Source organism: Turicibacter sp. H121 (assembly GCF_001543345.1).
Classification (GTDB): Bacteria; Bacillota_I; Bacilli_A; order MOL361; family Turicibacteraceae; genus Turicibacter; species Turicibacter bilis.
The window spans coordinates 287,192-305,001 of the sequence record NZ_CP013476.1 but is presented as its reverse complement, the minus strand read 5'-3'; the positions used below and the strand labels follow the sequence as shown (position 1 = coordinate 305,001).

Sequence of the window (17,810 nt, the reverse complement as noted above, 5' to 3'; positions counted from 1 at the left end):
ATGACCAAAATTTTAATGAATTTAGCGCTTGATTCGATTCAAAAAGTAGATTTTTTAGAACTTGATGAAGGGATGATGAAGCATCATCATGTTTTTTCAATTGAAGAAAAAATCGATTTGCATGAAGCCATCAAGAACTTACGACCTGAATATCAATCCGTCATTCATTTAAAGTATTTTGATGATTTAAGTATTGAGGAAATTGCAACTCAACTTGGAATGAGCTCAAATACGGTCAAGAGTCATTTAAGAAGAGGGAAGCGAGAACTTCGATTGATGTTAAAGGAGGGGAGTTGCTAATGAATTCAAAAGCATATGAAGAAGCCGTATTAAAAGGGATAACGCGTGCTAAAACTGAAATGAAGCAACATAAAAAACCGATGAAGTGGAAAAAACGATGTCAATAGCAGCCTCTGTTGGAATCGTAGGTATCATTGGATTAAGTCAGCCAGAGGTGGCAAAAGCATTACAAGGAATGACGCAATCATTCAATGCGTTCTCGGCACATTTATTTGGGGAACCAGCCGGAAGGTTTCAAGAAGTGGCTAAAATGATTGGGGTATCAGAAGTTGATGAAGAAACAACTATAACACTAGCTGAAGTTGTATTAGATGATAATCTTTTAATGATGGCACTAACGGTAGAGAGTGACTTTTTAGCTGGCTATGAGAAATTAAATGAAAATGATTTTTTTAATTTAGATTATTATTTATTCGTTAATGGGAAAAAAACGATGGCTAATAGCCCAAAAGTTCGCCAAATTGATGAGAAAACCGGAGCCATTATTATTGAAGCAAGTATGAGCGATCTTCATTTACCAGATGAAGTTACCATTGATTTAAGAATTAGTCAGTTAACACGTGGATTTGAGTCATTAAAAGGAAAATGGAATTTTAAATTTAAAGCCTCTAAATTATTAGGAGGAGAACGTTTGAATCCGGATGCTACAATAGAGTATGAAAGGACAATGATTTCAGCCAATCAAGTCGTAAAAAGCCAGTTAGCTAATACGATTTATATGAGTGTTGAAGGGGAATCGGTTGATGACGTTTTTTATGAACTAGGAGATTTGGTCATTAAGGGTTCAAACGAAGAGCTTTACGATGTAGATGATGTTCAAGGGACCTTTGATTCTGAGAAAAAAGAGGCAACTTTCAAATTAAGAGTGAATTCGAATTGGTCAGATTTAGAGTGGATTGAGATTTATCCCAGAACAACCGAGCCGTATTGTTATATTGTGAAAGATAACATTCATTATCAGATTTATCAAACACCAAACACTCAAGTGATTGATGATCAATACCAAGCGATTACAAGAAAACCAACTGATCAGGAATTAGCCTCAGGATTTGCATTAGATGAAGTCATTTATTATTTGAATTTACAAAAATCAACCGAATTTAAAATTCTAACTGAGTTTATTGGAGAAGAAATATGGGTAAATTCAACTGAAAAAGTAATGATAGAAGATATTGAATTAATGGAGGATGAAGTGAAGATTATCTTTAGACTTCCAGATACTTATTGGCCACATAATTTAAGTAGTCTTGTTTTATTTGATGAAGAGTTGAATGATTATGCTCGACGAGAAGGACAATCAGTGATGGCGGTAGAAGATCAATCGCAAGGGTTATATAGTGTCAGAATTGACTATATTGATACATCAAAAGCTTATACGATTGCTATTCCTTTAATGCCTGAATTAAGTGAAGAAGCGCCAGCATGGAGTTTGCGAATTCCGTTAAAATAGAGAAAGTTTTAAAGAATTAGGAACCAAAAAAGAGCCCTATGTCATATATTGGATAGTAGATAAGGGCTCTTTTTTCATAAGTCAGAACGACCTTTATCAGAAAAATAGGAAAAATTTAAAAATCTTCATCAACCATTGTTGAAATAATCGACAAGAGGTCATATAATAAACGTGAAAAACAAAAAGAAAGGGTTTACATTAATTGGGGGAGAGGTTATGAAAGATGAGAATTTAAAAATTGTATTACCAGATCATTTACAAGGGCGTTCGTTAACCACGAAAGTTATTCCAATGCTATGTGGATTAAAAACGATGCTAACCCATTTAGTTGAATTAAACGGAGATGCTTCAATGTTACGTCAGTGGGAGAAACGTTGTTATAAGTCATATTGTATTAATGAAATCCAAGACTTATTATTAGAAAGTTATCAAGAAGATTGGCCTGAAATTTTGAAAGAACATCTTTTAAGTAAAGATCCTTGTGAACTAGGAGCTAGTGCGATTGATATTTATTTAGTGGCTTATATCACTGAAACATTTGGAGTTGGAAAAGATATTTTTATTCAATGTATTAAGGACATGGGAATTTCAACGAAAGATAATACAGCCAATGCGATTTGGAAAGTTGGAAAAAATGATGGAGTTTACTTAGGTTTATTAAACTCTGATGGCAGCATTCGTGATATTAATTTTTTCCGTCAATGGACGCATACGGAGTTTGTTTATTAAGGAGGGATTTCCATTAATTCATTTAAATAAGTTCAGACATAGGGGAAAAAGAGAACCTATGTCTTTTTTGTATGCTTACAAGTTAATCAAAATTTTGTTATAACAGTAGCATTAGAGAGCAGGGAATAAGATGAGTATCAAACTCCATTGTTGGTCCAACTAGGTGTGGGAAAATGACACTTATCAATTTAGTACTCAATTAAGAGATGGACAGGATACCGAAGAGGGGGGAATTTATCTCAAGGACAAAAGTAGTTATTAGGCATTGACCATATCATCCTACTTTAACCGCCGATGTTAATTTTAAATGAAGCAACTTTTTCGATTGATACACGTATGGAAAGGCAAATTCAGAAGACTTTTGATCATATCATGCAAGGGTGTACCACGTTCATTGTGCTTCATCGCCTGTCAACCATTTAAAAGGCTGATTAAATCTTCGAGATGAATAATGGACAGGGGATTGAGTAAGGAAAACATGACGAGCTGTTAGAAAAGAAAGGTTAAACTCAAACCATTAATTATCCTCTGAATAGGACAGTATGATGGATGAATTGGAATTCATCGTTGTACAGGGAGAGTAGGGATATAAAAATAAAATAAAAAAGAACACCATTACGGTGTCCTTTCGCTTGAATGGGAATATTTTTTATTGTGCTTCGGATGGATCAATGGAATGAATGGTTAATGTCGTTCCATCGTGTTCTAAGTGACCAATGATATCCCCTGCTTCACTTAAACCGATTAATGAAAAATTATCACCTGTAAAATCGGGCGAGTAAGCCATCCAGATATAAGTTCCTTCAACGGCTGATTCAAAGATTTTGGCACTATGAGCAATGTTAAAGGTTGGTTCCGTCACAAGCACTTCAAATAAGTCAGGATTTTTAGTGACCCCAGCATAAATCGTATAGGGAATATCATCCGATTGACGAAGAGCGACATAAGTTAACCCAGCTTGTTCTTCTAGGGTCGTTGTTTCATATTGAATCGAACCATCGATATATTCATAACCAGAAAAGCTACGATCTAAAAAGGCAAGAGAAATCTGTTCTTCACCTGGTACTCGATAAAGTAGAATCGATCCTTCTTCCGTCTTTTTCTCATAAAGGACTTCAAGAGCGCTTAAACCCGCTATAGTCATGGCTTCTTCTGTTGTTTTGGCACCAGAGTTATATTGTAAGACAAAGACGACGAGTAAGGCCGTGATAGATAGAGATAATGTAGCGATAATTTTTTTCAAATAGGTCAACCCTCTCTCTTATGATAAGTTTGATACATTATATTAAGCACGTTTTTGGTTTACGATTAGAGTGACAAATGATTACAAAATGAGCACAGGGATTAACGAGTCAATTCACGAAGTCCGATAAAATGAATCAAGGAAAAAGATTTATTTTTAAGGAGATGTCGAAATAAAGGAGGAGCTATTTGCTTCATAAGAAAATTGAAGGGTTATGATTTACATTTTTTTCTAATGCTTGTACAATGTAACGTGAGATTTATTTGTTTATGGGGGAGTTATGGAAAGAAAAGAGAGGGCGTATTTACAGCATTATTTATCGACAGCTAAAGAACGAAAGCAGACAGTGAATCAGAGTCAGTCGTTCAAAAAAGTGCGGAAATTACAACAAGGTGAAGAAATTAAATTATATGATAAAGTCAAATTATTAAATTTAACAGATCATCTTATTTTAAATGTGATGATTGTCCCTGATCATGAGGTGAACTTATTTGAAGGAAAATGGAGTGAAACTTCAGAATTAGGCCATCTGATTTTAGAAGGCTCAGTTTTAACAACGTTTGAGTGTCAAGAAATTGAATATAAGATTTTATCTGTCAGTGGAATGAGAGGATAGAAAGATGTCTTGCTTTAGGGGAGACATCTTTTTTATGCGTTTTCTTTTAAAAATAATGTCTAAAATGGTGAGGTGAACCATACAATGACAATGTAGTAAAAAAGACGACTACAATCGAATATCTTTGATAAAAGGGGAAATGGGTTCATGAGATTAAATCATCAATTCTGTACAACTTTTCAGGGACTAAATTTAAATTTAGAAGAGTTGTTAGGAAAATATGCTGCTCGTGAGTATGCTTATGGAAATTTAGTGGAATATGATATTTTAAATTACAGTATCTGTGTACCAGATCATTTGAATACGATGACCAATTGTGATGGTTATGAGTTTATTGCTTATGAGGCGAATCAGTATCATGATTATAGTATCGCGCCTCTAACCGTGACGATTAGTAGTCAACGACTTAATGACGCATCTTTTCAAACGAAGACAGACAAACTAGCCTTTTTAAAACGGATGGTTGGCATTATGCAACATCAATTTTCAATTAAAACGATGACTGAAGCCATGATCGATGGTTATCCAGCTGTGATTATCGAGCAGGCGATGAGTACCGCTGGAAGTCAAACGTATGCGATGCTTATTTCTAATCAATGTTTGACACAAATTTCAGTTTCTCTACACGGAAATTTTACGAATGCACGCGAAATCACGCATGCGATTGTGACGTCATTTAAAGTGAATTCGACACCAAGTCCTCAAAATGCCTCTTTAACCACGATGGAGAACCATCATGAGGTATTTGAACTAGAGGAAGAATATCGTTTAAAAGAATCGGTTCAGTATGTGATATCCCCTTCACATACTGAACCGGTGGATAATTTTTATATTCAAATAAAAGACTTGAAGCGGGATACACAGAGCGCTGTTGCTTTTTTAGGATGCGATGATTTAATTGATTTAATGTTTTGTACTTGGGGAAATACCGTTAATCATTTAGCTAGACTGATGATTGAAGCAGATCAAAAAGAGGAATATTAGGTGTTATTTTCACATATAAATGGTAACGGAATGTCTAGATAAATATTCGTTTCATCACTAAAGAAGCTATGGCTAATTGTGGTCATAGCTTTTTAATATGTCAAGTTTAGGCGAATCATTGAATATAATGTACTATCAAAGTCATAGAGACACTTAAAGGAGAGGAAATCTAATGAAACAAATAATGAGTGTGATTTGTTTTTCGTTAATGACTCTTTGCTTGGTAGCTTGTTCAATGAATGGTAAAAAAGTAGATGAGGGATTAGATGATCGAGAAGATGAATGGACGATTCCACTATCGAATGAACAAGTCGCAGAATTAAATGAATACTTTAAGGCATTGACTGTTACACATTTTGCTGATTATGAAGAAGGAGACGACTGTTCGTTACAACTATTAAATTTTTCCTCACAACTTTTGCAGTTAGACTATCCGGCGATGGTTGAACCGATGTGGCGAGAAGATGAAGCCTATGCTTCTTTTGATAAAAAAATGATGTTTTCATTGATAGAGCAGTATTTTAATCAAGAGGCACAATTGTCAGGAATCTATATTGATTTAGGAGATTATGTGGCACGACCAGATATTAAGTTAAAAACCTATCAAATCTATCCTGAAATTTATCAATGTCAGTTCAATGATGATGGAACTTATACGATTGATTTAGATTTATATGAAGTGGATGAAACAGTGATAGAACCCATCTCTTTAATTAAAAATTGGCATCAATCTATTGAGTGTCATCAAGTTGGGGTGGCAAGTGTAACCCTTCAACATGATGGAAATGAAAGTTATATTATTAGTTATCATCCTATTTATTTCGAATAAAAAAAAACCACCAGTTCTACTGGTGGTTTTTTTTTAGATCATTTGATCAGTTTCCATGATACCTTCAAGAATGTGATCAAGGTGATTCAGTTGAAGGGTTACAGTATTTAATTCCGTTTGACGCTTTTTATAAACCATTTGTAAATTCCAAAGCGATTCATAAAGAGGTTGTACGTCTGTTTCTAAAAAATTTGGATTAAGTTCAATCCCATGAATATTTTCTTCTAATAGGGTCATTTCAGTTTTTAGTGATGTTAGTTCATGTTGGATTTGAGATGCCTTTTGTTGTAAGTCTTCGTATGTCTCTTTTAAACTCATTTCAATCACTCCCAGTCTTAATCTAAATTTAGTTTATCCGAATGGGATGCTTTTATCAGGAGAAATAGATATTTTGACTAAGAGAGGTATGTGAACGGACCATAATGAAGGCTAAAGGATTATTAAACTGTTTAAACCCTAAGTACGATTTTAATTTTAAACGTTTCTTAATCTGATTTTATTGTACATTAAGGGATGAATTGGAGTATGTAATCATGAAAAATTACATAAATTAGTAATAATGGAGGTGAGGGAGGTGAAGTCCTTTACGCAAGAAAGTTTACGGATTATCAAAAAGGCATCAGAAGATAACAAGCTAGTCATCGTTGTTGGAGCAGGTGTTTCGATGTTATCTAATTTTCCATCATGGAAAGAAGTCATTGATCGATTTTCTGGTCCATTTTCAGAACAAAAAGAACGCTATTCGCAAAATGAATACTTACGAATTCCACAAAAATATTATAACCTGCGTGGACATAAAGAGTATTATGATTTATTACGAGATATTTTTGATCTCGATTTACAAAGTAATAAAATTCATGATGAAATTTTAAACTTAAATCCGATTCATCTCATTACAACGAATTACGATGATTTACTTGAGCAAGCGATTTATGCGCGAGGGCTTTTTTATGATGTTATTGCAAAAGATGAAGAAGTATCGCAAACCCGAACTAAGAAATTCCTCATTAAAATGCATGGCGATGTGAAACATCAAAATGTGGTGTTAAAAGAGAATGACTATCTCTCTTATAGTAGTCAATTTCGTCTCATTGAAACGATGGTGAAATCCATTATCGCCTCAAATATTACACTTTTTATTGGATACTCATTAAACGATCGAAATATGAAACTTATTTTAAATTGGGTGAAAGAATTACAGGGAAGTAGTTTTCAACCCGTTTATCTATTATATTTAGAGCAAACGTTGGATCAAAATAACTTTGATTATTATAAGTCACAAGGCATCCATGTGATTGATGTGAACCATCTTTTATCGAATGTGGATGATGCAACGTATGAACAACGCTATTTAACATTTTTTCAGGCACTTTCAAAACTAAATCTTGATGAATTATATCGCTATTCTAGCGATGATAATGAGCTTGGTGAGCGACTCACGCCTCTTGATGAATTAAATCGAGTCCGCTTAAATGATTTAAGGCATCTAATCAAAGAAGAAGTGACTGAAATGGGAGTCTTAAACTTATCTAAACCTTATGTTCTAGATGAACGGACGTGTTGGCAACTTAACAAAGCAGGGATTAGGACGGTTAAATTTCCAGATGGATCGGTGCATTCTATTCAAAATGATGATAAAAATTATTTGCTGCCACCGTATACGAGTGTCTTAACCGAGTGCATGAACCAAGGAGATGGGATTTGGCAACATTATCACCGTGCCTACTATCAATTTAAGCATGGGAATTTATTGTTAGCCTATGATTTGTATAAGAAAACAGCGGTAGAGGCGTTTAAATGTAAACATTATTTACTTCATTTTCTTGCTCAGTTTAATCGTTATTGGACCGGTCGCACGATTCAACGATTGTTAAGCAGTGAGCAATCACAGCAGATTGTGGATGAAATTCGTCAATTGAATTTAGAGTTGATGTATCATCATCTACCTGCCTCGTTTAAACGAAAATATGCCTTTTTAGCGGATTTGAGTAACTTTTATTTTATTTATAAATACTTAAATGATATGATTCAACTCATTAATGAATTGCCGAATCAAGACCAAGCGTTCGCGAGGTTAAATTTTAAGGCACAAGAATTATTTGAATTTATGCATGAAAATCAACTCGTGATTGATCAATATTTAGAAGTTTCGCACTTGTATAAAAGTTATATTGAAGCACGTTTGTATCATAATAGTGAGGAGTTAGACTCCTTTACCGTGCATTTGATTATTAAATATATGGGTGAAGAAGAACTCAAGCATCTCATGAAACGCCTCAATCGAAAACAGTTTCAAACCCCTCATGTCAATGAGTTAATTCTTTATTATAAACAGCTTTTAGCAGTCTTAACCCAACCTAATCTTACGACACTGATGAAAGTCCATGTTCAAAAGATGGTGAAGATCACTTTAGCTCTTCTTTCAGTAATTCAATTGAAGGAAGAAGAGCTACTAAGTATGTTACAGTTGTTGTTTAATGATGGTTCATCTATGATTTTGATAACGGATTGTCTCAACTTTTTGAGAGCTCAACTCAATCAATCTTCTCAGTTTCCGAAAGCAGTGGAGAACTTAATAGAAGAACAGCTCACTCATCAATTTATTAAGAAATATTTATTAAATGAGGAGATTGAGTCTTGCTACATTCAGTTCACGTCATTCTTAAGTCAACCGGTAGAAAAATTACGCCCATTGATTGACCTTTATTTGACACAGATTGATAGCTTTGAATTAGTAACCTTAACTCCAGTTATTGATGAGGAACTTCAAATGAAAGTCAGTGAGGCGTTAACAAGACGATTAAAAAAAGAATTTAATTTCAAGTTACTTAGACAAGCCTTTGAGTTTAAACTAGAGCTAGCTTATGATGAATTTGAGCAGCAAATTAAAGCACATATCACTCATCATCCAAAGGATTTATGTGCAGTTGGTGAGCTTATTGCGTGTGGTGTCCTCGATAGGAATAGCTTTGAATTTTTCATGAACCAAGATTCATGTGCTTATTTTTTAACTCATTATGAACAAATAGAGCAAGCCCCTTTAGAATCAGATTGGTTTTGGCAGTTATCAAGAGACATTCATCAACGCCTAGCCAAGACACATCACTACCAAGCCATTAAACAAGCATTAATTCAAAAAATCCGAACAAAGGTTGCAGCTCCTGAGCTGATTGACTTATATTTTGACTTATATCATCATTAGTTAGTCGTTGAAATGGAATCAATCCTAAAGAATGAAGTCTTTCATAAAAGAAGCTTCATTCTTTTAAAGGTTATAGTCATCATTTAATACCTAGGCGCATAGAATATGATGTAAGGGAAGAAAACGAAACATCGGGCGCTATAGCCAAGCGGTAAGGCAAGGGACTGCAACTCCCTGATCATCGGTTCAAATCCGATTGGCGCCTCCATTTTTCTTAGACTACAAATGATCATAAAGTCTGTCAGAGTGAGTCATGGAATGAATCCTTGTGACAGGCTTTATTTTTATGACGATGAACAATTAAAAGACTCCTACTAATTAAGGAGTCTTTTGATTGTTCAATTAATAAAAGGGAGAAATGGCATCATAGGATGGTCTAGTTCAAATTCAAGGTGTTTGTTTTTAGGAGGGGAAATGACAACCTGATTTGATTGATATAGTAGTGATAGCTTCTGAACAAGATGAGTGGATCATTCATCGGAGTTAAGGTTGAATCCATTTGAGATGGGTTGGCTGTGATGATAATATTTTGGTAACTGTAATGTTGAGATGATCCTTATTCAAGTTAAGGGAATATCAGTTATTAAACTCATTATTAAATACAATGAAATCAGGTTGAATATCTAGATTTGTTAGTCTTTGATTTTTCGTTTCAAGGAGATAGATATCTCTGAATTGCCCTTCAATAAGGGGAGTTGTAGCATAATATCCATAGATTTAAGTATTGAGAAGATGAATGATAAACTAATTAAACTAAACAATAGAAATAAACTCAATAAAGAGAACCGCATCAGCTGTCTCTTGTGCTTTCATCTTTTTTAAACTGTTTGAGACTCTTTTTCACGAGGTATCTTTCTCCTTTATCAGGGGGGATATCATTTAAACAGACTACTTGAAATCATCACTTCTTGAAAAAGAAATGGTTGTTTTATTCCAGATGGGTGTAGGAGTTTGAGCAATTGTTTGGTATAATTTTAAGTAATCAGAATCAGGAGAAAGGTACGATATATTGGGGAGAAAAGAGAATGTGCCACGCTGTGCGAGATTGATAAGTAGTAATCAAGAAGGGATGGATGACTATGTTAAATTCTTATTTTTATTTAACGATGAATAATGATTCAATTGTTTGCCAACAAAATGCATTAAATGATGACCAAATTTTACGTGCGATTTTCTTAATTTTAAGCCGTTTGGAACGTGATCCGGATTTAAAGATGGCACGTCATTGGATGCTAGAAAGTGAAACATGCTCATTAGAAGAATTAGAACAAAAACTGTTAGAGTTTAAACGTTTAATTCATGATAAAGATGATAGTGAATTATTACTCGAGTTTGATGTGGAAAAAATTAATGTAAAGGCTCATACAAAACTTGTTGGAATGTTCTGTGCTATTGCTTACCTTTATACAGGATTAGATGTGGATGGCATCATTAAGAAGAATCTTCATCAAGATATGGTGAATAACGGAATTGAAAATATTAAGCGTCACTTAGATAAAGAAGGATTAAAACCACATCGTATTGTTAATCATGTAGTAAATAATCAAGTTTGTTAATTAATCCTTATTTTACAAAAGTTTAAAAATAATTTAATTCTCTTCAACGTATACTATTAATAGGACGAAGGGAGAGATTGTAGAATGATTGATAAACAAGCGGGGAGTTTAGAAATCGATGTGTTTTCAGGGGGGAAATACGCGGTCACTATGAACGGGAAATCAAGTGAACGAAAAAATCGACTTGAAGAGATGCCACACCCAGATTTTATAAGCTATTTAAAATCGACTTGTCGTCAACGAAATGATGCTTTATTTTACAAAAAAATGACGCATAAACCACTCACCCCATTCAATCATCAAATCCATCAACACCTTATTCTAACGATGCGTACACAATATGAAGCGCGACCAAATAGCTAACCAAAAGGGGGACTTTCTCAAAATGAGCGAGTCCCCCTTTTTAATCATGATTTACCAAAATGGGACCATAAAGATGGAGTGATTTAATAGTTTATTAAATTGTAAATACTGATGATTTTGAGAGAGCCTTTTTGATCTCAGTGCAAGGAAGTTTCAGTGAGTGGTGAGGATTAAGTGAATGTTGAGTAAACGGAAAGGAGGTTAAGATTAAGAGAGAGTCCTTCCGACTGAAAGCTATTCCTTTACGGATTAAAAAATAAATATTTGATTGGACAATAGAATATCATGAAACACATAAGGATGATCAGATAAATAAGGATTGGATTAGGGTGATAGGGGAGGACCATTGCAGCAATGGTTGAACAGATTCCAAGTGCGATCCGATAGCCACCTTCAAAGAGGCAAAGTTCATCTTCATCAATCGAATGCTCATATCGCTCGCTTAACTCTTTAAGTTGAGAGGATTTCTTCGGAACCCAATTTAATAAAATCATCCTTGTTCCAATGAGGATGAGAGAAATTCCGATGGTAAAGAAAAATAAATGAATCATCCATATCATTTTGATCGCCCCTTTATTATTCATGACCTACCTTGTTGAAGAAATTATAGAACATTAAAGGTGTGAGATTTGTAGAAAAAGAGAGTAAAAAACAAAGTTCTGACTTTTAGTACCAAATGTTCTGTTGAGTTAACCAGAGATAATGTTAGTGGAGATTTTTTTAGTATCATTTTTTAAAAGGGGTCTTATCATAAGTCGTTTGAAGCGTCAAGTTCGTGTTTAATAAGAATCGTTCATCAAAGGCATCCACTTTCGTTACATGAAGATGAAGAAAACTGTCAATGGTAGTTTCAATCAATAAAAAAATCGGAGGCCGGTTGGCGCTCCGATTTTTTTATTCAGGGATGGTAAAGAATGAAGATAAGGTATATTCTTTTCCTTCAAGGATATCATATTGAATAAGTTCAAGTATTAATAAGAGTTGCTCTTGATGCTCTGTGAGTTCATCCACTTGGTTTTGATTAGCATCTAATTTGAAATTGTTATGTAAGACGCTAAATTCTTCATATAAATCTAACAAGAAGACATAGAACGGTGATAAGGGTAAGTTTAATTCACGTAAAATTAAGGGTGCAATAAAAATTGGACTGACATCATCGATATTTTCAATTTGAAAATCATCCATATTCGACATGATTAACAGTGGCGTTTCAAAGAACAGTTTGGCACGCAAAGCATCTGTATCTTTTTCAATGTAGCCATGTTGTTCATGAATGTCCGACTGGAAGTTAATCAGATGATCGCCAAAGAAGATGACTAAGGTTGGTTCATCGTAGTTTTCAATTTTAGTGATAAACTCTTTTAATGCAAGATCCGTTTGCTTTAGCCCTTCTGCGTAAGTTTCCATTTCAGTATTGTGTTCCCCATTAGCATCAAGGACTTCAATCGTATTTTCACCAAACTTTTGATCAAAAATGGCAATATGATTGGCCATGGTTAATCCGTAAGCAAAGATGGGGCGATCGGCTGCTTCTAACTCGGCATAAAGCTCATCAAAGACTGATTGATCTGAGACATACTTCTGACTATCGATGTAGTCGAGATGTTTCATTTTATCAATGGATAAGAATTCATCAAATCCTAAAGCTGGATAAACTTGACTGCGTTTATAGAAGGCTGCATTATTCGGATGAATGGCAACCGAGGTGTAGCCCAATTGATCCATAAATGAAATAAAGGATGGGATTTCAGGTTTTGAGCTGAGTGCTTGTTGGAATGGAATGGTTCCTTCAAGTAAGAGCGAATTGGTGAACCCAACTAAATATTCAAATTCAACATTTGCTGTTCGATTTCCTTTAAACGGTGATAAGAAATGACCAGACGAATAAGTCTCTAGATACTGACGAAGATTAGGAAGCGGGTCTTCACTAAATGTTAATTGGTTGAAGATGGTTGGATCACTTAACGATTCACTCACAATGGTAATGATGTTAGGTTGTTGACTTAAATCAGCTGATTCATTATAGTCTTCGGCTTTCTTCGTATAGTCATCCATGATCTTTTGTAGGTTTGCTTCAGTATAGTGGTCATTTTTGATCATTAAATCGTTTTGGAGATTTGTAATAAATCCAAATAAGAATCCATTTTGTTGGTAATTATTTAACTGATTCCACTTCGTAAAGTAAACGGTACTGTTGACTAAAGGCTTAAGTGGTGACTTTTCATAATAGAAAATTGAGGCTAAGTAGGCGATAAAAATCGCGAAGAAAATGACTCTTAGCTTCATTGTCAATTTAAAGCCTTTGCGACAAATGAAGGATAGGATGGCAAGTAAAGCAATGATTACCAGGAGTCCGATGATAAGTGTCGGTGATAAGAGGTTTTTTACGTAGCCAATAATCTCATCTATATTTGAAATCATGGATAGATCCGATGGATAAATCGGTTCCCCAACGACTAACATTTTATAATAGTTGGCGATAGCCACGATCAACATCACAAGTGAAGAGAGGCTAATGGCTAGAATTAAGTTGTTAAAGAAGCAGAAGAAAAGTACACTAACCCCTAAAATAATCGTTGAGGCTAAAAACATTAAATTCACGTGATGAGCAATCCAAGTCATCGTTACATCAAGGTTTGGGAAGAAATAGATTACTTGCATTATTATCAGCATAAGCATCGAGCTTAATAGAAGATAAAAGATGGTGCGACACCAGGTGCGGGCTTGTTGATGGTTATTTGTATGACATTTTTTAAATAAATATATTTCACTAATCGTGATCAACACAAAGAATCCAGCCAATAGCTGAGGTCGAATGCTGACATTGGCTAGCCCAATCCATTTAAATAAGGCAATGAATAAAGCTGGTAAACTAAAATAGAGAATGGTCATTGAGTTTAAAGTTGAACCTGGAAGTTTAACTTGTTTTTTACGAATGAGGCTATTGATTAATGTTAATAAAGAAAGATAAACACTTCCAATCATCCCGATATAGGCTGGAATTAATAGTAGAAGATGATCACGAGAAACTTTGATTTTAATTTCTTGCTCCGTTGTACTGAACAAATCAACAGTTTTAATAAGACGTTCATTTCGGTAAATTGAAACTTTTCCTGAAGTATTCGTTTTTAAAAAAGAGATACTTACCGATTCATTGGTTAGATTAGCTAACGTCAGCGGTGAGGTCGAGGTGGTTGATAGTGTTTCTTTATAAGACCAATCCGTTGAATCATTAAAAGTCTCTAATGCGATACTTTCATTATTGACACTAATCTGATTGATTTCGATTGAATTAGCTTCTTCATTTGGAACAAGATGAATTGAATAAGGTGACGTTAAAAAAGAAAGTGGTCGATCAATTGTCAGATTAGTCCAGCCTAAGACGACAACTGTAACTAAAAGGGTAATCAATTGAAGCGGCTGTTTAAAGTTAAACACCGTTTTAAACGTCTCCCTTTTAATCAGATAATAGTAAATAACAAGCCAACCAATCGAAGCGATGATGGCTATTAGTAAATACTCTGTTTGGCTATTGACCCAAGAGAGGATTCCATAGGTGGTCAGACAGCCGATTAGGATCCTTAGTAATGTATTATTTTTCATGATTATTATTCCCTCCCTTATGATAAAAAATAGAAGGACCGCAACAGATGTGCGAGTCCCATTTCGAACGTTTAACTTAATTGATACTTTCTTATTTTAAAGCAATTCGAGCAAAAAAGATAGAAAAAAGTCGAATTAGATAATGGGAAGTATTGACAATCTGATATCCTAATTAGACATTCTCACATATCAGTCTCCTACTTTTAAATATCAAATAACTGTGTCCCTTTTGTCGAAAAAACTATGGATTTAGTGTGAAAAAAATCTAAAGAAGATGGAGTTTTTGTATAGATATGTGACGATGACTTGATAAAAAGAGTCGTATCTTTTTAAATATAGAAGAGAAGATTTAAGAATGAGACAAATTAACGATGTTTAGTTAACCATGAAATGACAAACCATAATGAGTGGTGGTTAAATTGACCAGAATAAAGAGAGCATTTTATCCGTGACAAGCTTGTCATCATGCTCAAAAAAAGTGTCAAATTCTAAAAATACTGGTATAATATTGTCTTGTTGAAATGAATTGAAAGACAAAAAGGTTGTCTTTAAGTCATAAGAAAGTGAATGAGTGAGTTCTAAAAAGCATTATAATGACTGCTAGGTCAATTAAGGAGAGTACTATGGAAAAGATTATTTTGATTAACTTAGTGATTGCCATTATTTTTTGTATCTGCTATAGTTATCAATTTTTGTATGTCATCGTGTCTTTGATGAAAAAAGATAAACCTCATCAAGAGACGAAAGCACATCGTTTTGCTGTGTTAATCGCAGCCCGTAATGAAGAGACAGTCATTAATCATTTAATAGATAGTATTAATACACAGACGTATGATCAAGGAGAGGTCACGGTTTTTGTTGTCGCCGATAATTGCACGGATCAAACCGCAGCGTGTGCTCGAAAGATGGGGGCTATTGTCTATGAGCGATTTGATCAAACAAAAATTGGAAAAGGACATGCCATGGAGTTCTTACTTAATCAAATGGAAAAAGATTATGCGCCATTTGATGGGTATTTTGTGTTTGATGCGGATAATGTATTAGATCAAAATTATATTTTAGAAATGAATAAGACATTTTCGGATGGTTATGACATCATCACCAGCTATCGAAATTCGAAGAACTATGGCGACAACTGGATTTCTTCTGGATATGCCATCTGGTTTTTATGGGAATCGGAGTTTTTAAATCGAGGTCGTATGTTACTAGGCACAAGTTGTGCGGTTTCTGGAACTGGTTTTTTCTTTAGTCGACGTATCATTGAGAAATACGGCGGTTGGAAATTCTTTTTATTAACAGAAGATATTCAATTTACAGTGGATAATGTTTTAAGTGGTGAAAAAATTGGTTATTGTCGTCAAGCTATGCTTTATGATGAGCAACCGGTAAAATTTCAACAATCGTTCAGACAACGTATGCGCTGGGCCAAAGGATTCTTTCAAGTTTTTCATCGTTATGGACTAGATTTATTTAAAGGTTCTTTGCAACGTAATACCTCTTGTTATGACATGTTAATGGTCATCATGCCGGCGATTATTTTAACGCTTTTTACGCTTATTTTTAATGGGAGTATGATTTTATTTGGAGATTATACGACTTATCAAGACGATTTAATTATGATGATGATGGGACGTATGATTTTAAATATGTATTTGATGTTAGTCTTTATCGCGACGGTAACGACAGCCACACAATGGAAAAATATTCATACGACAAGCTTTAAGAAATTAGCTTACATTTTCACGTTCCCATTCTTCATGTTTACGTATATTCCTATTACGATTGTGGCGTTCTTTAAAAAAGTGGAGTGGCAACCGATTGAACATAGCCGTGCCAAAACATTGGCTGAGATTAAAGAAGGGTAGGCGTAGATGATGATGAGTCAGTTGGGATCATTATTTTTTGCTCCGTTAGATGCTTATCCCGCAGCGGGGATGTTTACAACCCCACATTTAATTTCACTCGTTGTTTGTTTAATCATCCTATTAGTGGCTTTAAAAGCCTCGTTAAAGAAATCATGGGAGCAAGTGATGAAACTGACACGTGTGATAGCCATTGTTGTGACGATTTTAGAAGGGGTGAAAATCGCCTATAACTTCTACTATGGTTATACATGGTTAGATGCGTGGTTTCCATTATCGTTTTGCTCATTATTCATTTATGCCACATGGTTCAGTGGTTTTGGAAAAGGGACTATCAAAAAAGTAGGGGATGCCTTTATTGTGATGGGCTGTTTACTCGGCGGAATTGGTTTCTTATTATTACCAACCACCTCACTGATGCGATATCCAATCTGGCATTTCTTATGTTTATATAGTTTGTTTTTCCATATGCTGATGATTTATCTAAGTGTTTTATACCTTTGGCATCGTTGCGTGCCGATCAATCGTTACACGTATGTTTATTTTAGTGTGTATTTCTTAATTTCAGCTTTAATTTGTATTGGATTAAATACGATTTATGACTCTAATCTCATGATTCTTCGTGAACCTTATAACGTTCCATTTAAATTTATTCAGGAGATTAAAGCTCAAAGTCAAATGGCTTACACGTGTTTAGCCACGTTAGCTTATCTCATCGGACCAGGATTATTTGCATTTGGAATAAGTGCTTGGTTGAAAGCAAAAAAAGTAAAGAACCAAACAAGTGACTTTTCTTATTAAGGAAGTCACTTTTTGAATGGTTTAATTCTTCAGTAAAAATGAAAGGTAATACGTTAGAAGTAGAAGGCATGTCTAGGCTGATCTCATCTTAGTAGAAGCATCTTATGTGGGATATGGATTTGGACTTAGTTGGTGTGAAAATGAGGGATGAGGAGGATTTTTCCTAAATGATGATGGTGAGAGGTCAGAAGAGAAGGAATTAATTGAAGTTCAGATAACACCAAGAATTGTTCAAGGTAGTTGCGCTAAATGGTTATATTTAAAAATCATAC

The 17,810-nt window shown here is 34.5% G+C and carries 16 protein-coding genes and 1 tRNA gene; 13 read left to right on the top strand and 4 right to left on the bottom strand.

The window, feature by feature from the left end:
- The 4 genes from AT726_RS01320 (at position 1) to AT726_RS13490 (ending at position 2,902) form a co-directional block, all read left to right on the top strand.
- Positions 1-300 (top strand): RNA polymerase sigma factor, encoded by a 300-nt coding sequence (locus tag AT726_RS01320; protein WP_082411170.1) that lies wholly within the window; start codon positions 1-3, stop codon positions 298-300.
- Between the two features lie 97 nt (positions 301-397).
- Positions 398-1,750 carry a DUF4179 domain-containing protein gene (locus tag AT726_RS01315; RefSeq protein WP_068758867.1) on the top strand — a complete coding sequence of 451 codons (1,353 nt, stop codon included), beginning with the start codon at positions 398-400 and terminating at the stop codon, positions 1,748-1,750.
- Between the two features lie 216 nt (positions 1,751-1,966).
- Positions 1,967-2,479 carry a hypothetical protein gene (locus AT726_RS01310; protein WP_055243827.1) on the top strand — a complete coding sequence of 171 codons (513 nt, stop codon included), beginning with the start codon at positions 1,967-1,969 and terminating at the stop codon, positions 2,477-2,479.
- A gap of 294 nt (positions 2,480-2,773) precedes the next feature.
- Entirely contained in the window at positions 2,774-2,902 is a 129-nt protein-coding gene (locus AT726_RS13490; RefSeq protein ID WP_335338311.1) for a hypothetical protein, read from the top strand.
- Positions 2,903-3,128: 226 nt separating this feature from the next.
- Here the strand turns inward: AT726_RS13490 and AT726_RS01305 are convergent, their stop codons facing one another.
- Positions 3,129-3,722: a hypothetical protein gene (locus tag AT726_RS01305; protein ID WP_068758866.1), complete on the bottom strand. Its 594-nt coding sequence runs from the start codon at positions 3,720-3,722 to the stop codon at positions 3,129-3,131.
- Positions 3,723-4,002: 280 nt separating this feature from the next.
- Here AT726_RS01305 and AT726_RS01300 point away from each other — a divergent pair, with 280 nt between their 5' ends.
- The 3 genes from AT726_RS01300 (at position 4,003) to AT726_RS01290 (ending at position 6,151) form a co-directional block, all read left to right on the top strand.
- The gene (locus AT726_RS01300) at positions 4,003-4,338 is read left to right on the top strand and encodes a GreA/GreB family elongation factor (RefSeq protein WP_055274858.1); all 336 of its coding nucleotides are present in this window, start codon (positions 4,003-4,005) and stop codon (positions 4,336-4,338) included.
- A gap of 147 nt (positions 4,339-4,485) precedes the next feature.
- Positions 4,486-5,322, top strand: a complete 837-nt coding sequence (locus AT726_RS01295; RefSeq protein ID WP_055274860.1) for a hypothetical protein — start codon at positions 4,486-4,488, stop codon at positions 5,320-5,322.
- A 172-nt stretch (positions 5,323-5,494) separates the two neighbouring features.
- Positions 5,495-6,151: a hypothetical protein gene (locus AT726_RS01290; protein WP_055274862.1), complete on the top strand. Its 657-nt coding sequence runs from the start codon at positions 5,495-5,497 to the stop codon at positions 6,149-6,151.
- 33 nt (positions 6,152-6,184) lie between these two features.
- On the opposite strand, the gene AT726_RS01285 is transcribed toward AT726_RS01290, so the two are convergent.
- The gene (locus AT726_RS01285; protein WP_068758865.1) at positions 6,185-6,469 is read right to left on the bottom strand and encodes a hypothetical protein; all 285 of its coding nucleotides are present in this window, start codon (positions 6,467-6,469) and stop codon (positions 6,185-6,187) included.
- A 256-nt stretch (positions 6,470-6,725) separates the two neighbouring features.
- On the opposite strand from AT726_RS01285, the gene AT726_RS01280 reads away from it, so the two are divergent.
- The 4 genes from AT726_RS01280 (at position 6,726) to AT726_RS01265 (ending at position 11,272) form a co-directional block, all read left to right on the top strand.
- Positions 6,726-9,353 carry an SIR2 family protein gene (locus AT726_RS01280; RefSeq protein WP_068758864.1) on the top strand — a complete coding sequence of 876 codons (2,628 nt, stop codon included), beginning with the start codon at positions 6,726-6,728 and terminating at the stop codon, positions 9,351-9,353.
- A gap of 134 nt (positions 9,354-9,487) precedes the next feature.
- Positions 9,488-9,561 (top strand) — tRNA-Cys (locus AT726_RS01275).
- A gap of 871 nt (positions 9,562-10,432) precedes the next feature.
- Positions 10,433-10,909 carry a hypothetical protein gene (locus AT726_RS01270; RefSeq protein ID WP_068758863.1) on the top strand — a complete coding sequence of 159 codons (477 nt, stop codon included), beginning with the start codon at positions 10,433-10,435 and terminating at the stop codon, positions 10,907-10,909.
- Positions 10,910-10,993: 84 nt separating this feature from the next.
- A complete protein-coding gene (locus AT726_RS01265) occupies positions 10,994-11,272 on the top strand; it encodes a hypothetical protein (protein WP_068758862.1) in 279 nt (92 codons plus the stop codon).
- 242 nt (positions 11,273-11,514) lie between these two features.
- Here AT726_RS01265 and AT726_RS01260 read toward each other — a convergent pair whose 3' ends face one another.
- Positions 11,515-11,832 (bottom strand): hypothetical protein, encoded by a 318-nt coding sequence (locus tag AT726_RS01260; RefSeq protein ID WP_068758861.1) that lies wholly within the window; start codon positions 11,830-11,832, stop codon positions 11,515-11,517.
- A gap of 334 nt (positions 11,833-12,166) precedes the next feature.
- Positions 12,167-14,875: an LTA synthase family protein gene (locus AT726_RS01255; protein ID WP_068758860.1), complete on the bottom strand. Its 2,709-nt coding sequence runs from the start codon at positions 14,873-14,875 to the stop codon at positions 12,167-12,169.
- A gap of 623 nt (positions 14,876-15,498) precedes the next feature.
- Between AT726_RS01255 and AT726_RS01250 the strand changes: the two genes are divergently transcribed.
- Together AT726_RS01250 and AT726_RS01245 are read left to right on the top strand one after the other, a co-directional pair.
- The gene (locus AT726_RS01250; protein ID WP_068758859.1) at positions 15,499-16,740 is read left to right on the top strand and encodes a glycosyltransferase family 2 protein; all 1,242 of its coding nucleotides are present in this window, start codon (positions 15,499-15,501) and stop codon (positions 16,738-16,740) included.
- Between the two features lie 12 nt (positions 16,741-16,752).
- Positions 16,753-17,538: a TMEM164 family acyltransferase gene (locus AT726_RS01245; protein WP_237297158.1), complete on the top strand. Its 786-nt coding sequence runs from the start codon at positions 16,753-16,755 to the stop codon at positions 17,536-17,538.
- Positions 17,539-17,810: the final 272 nt, after the last annotated feature.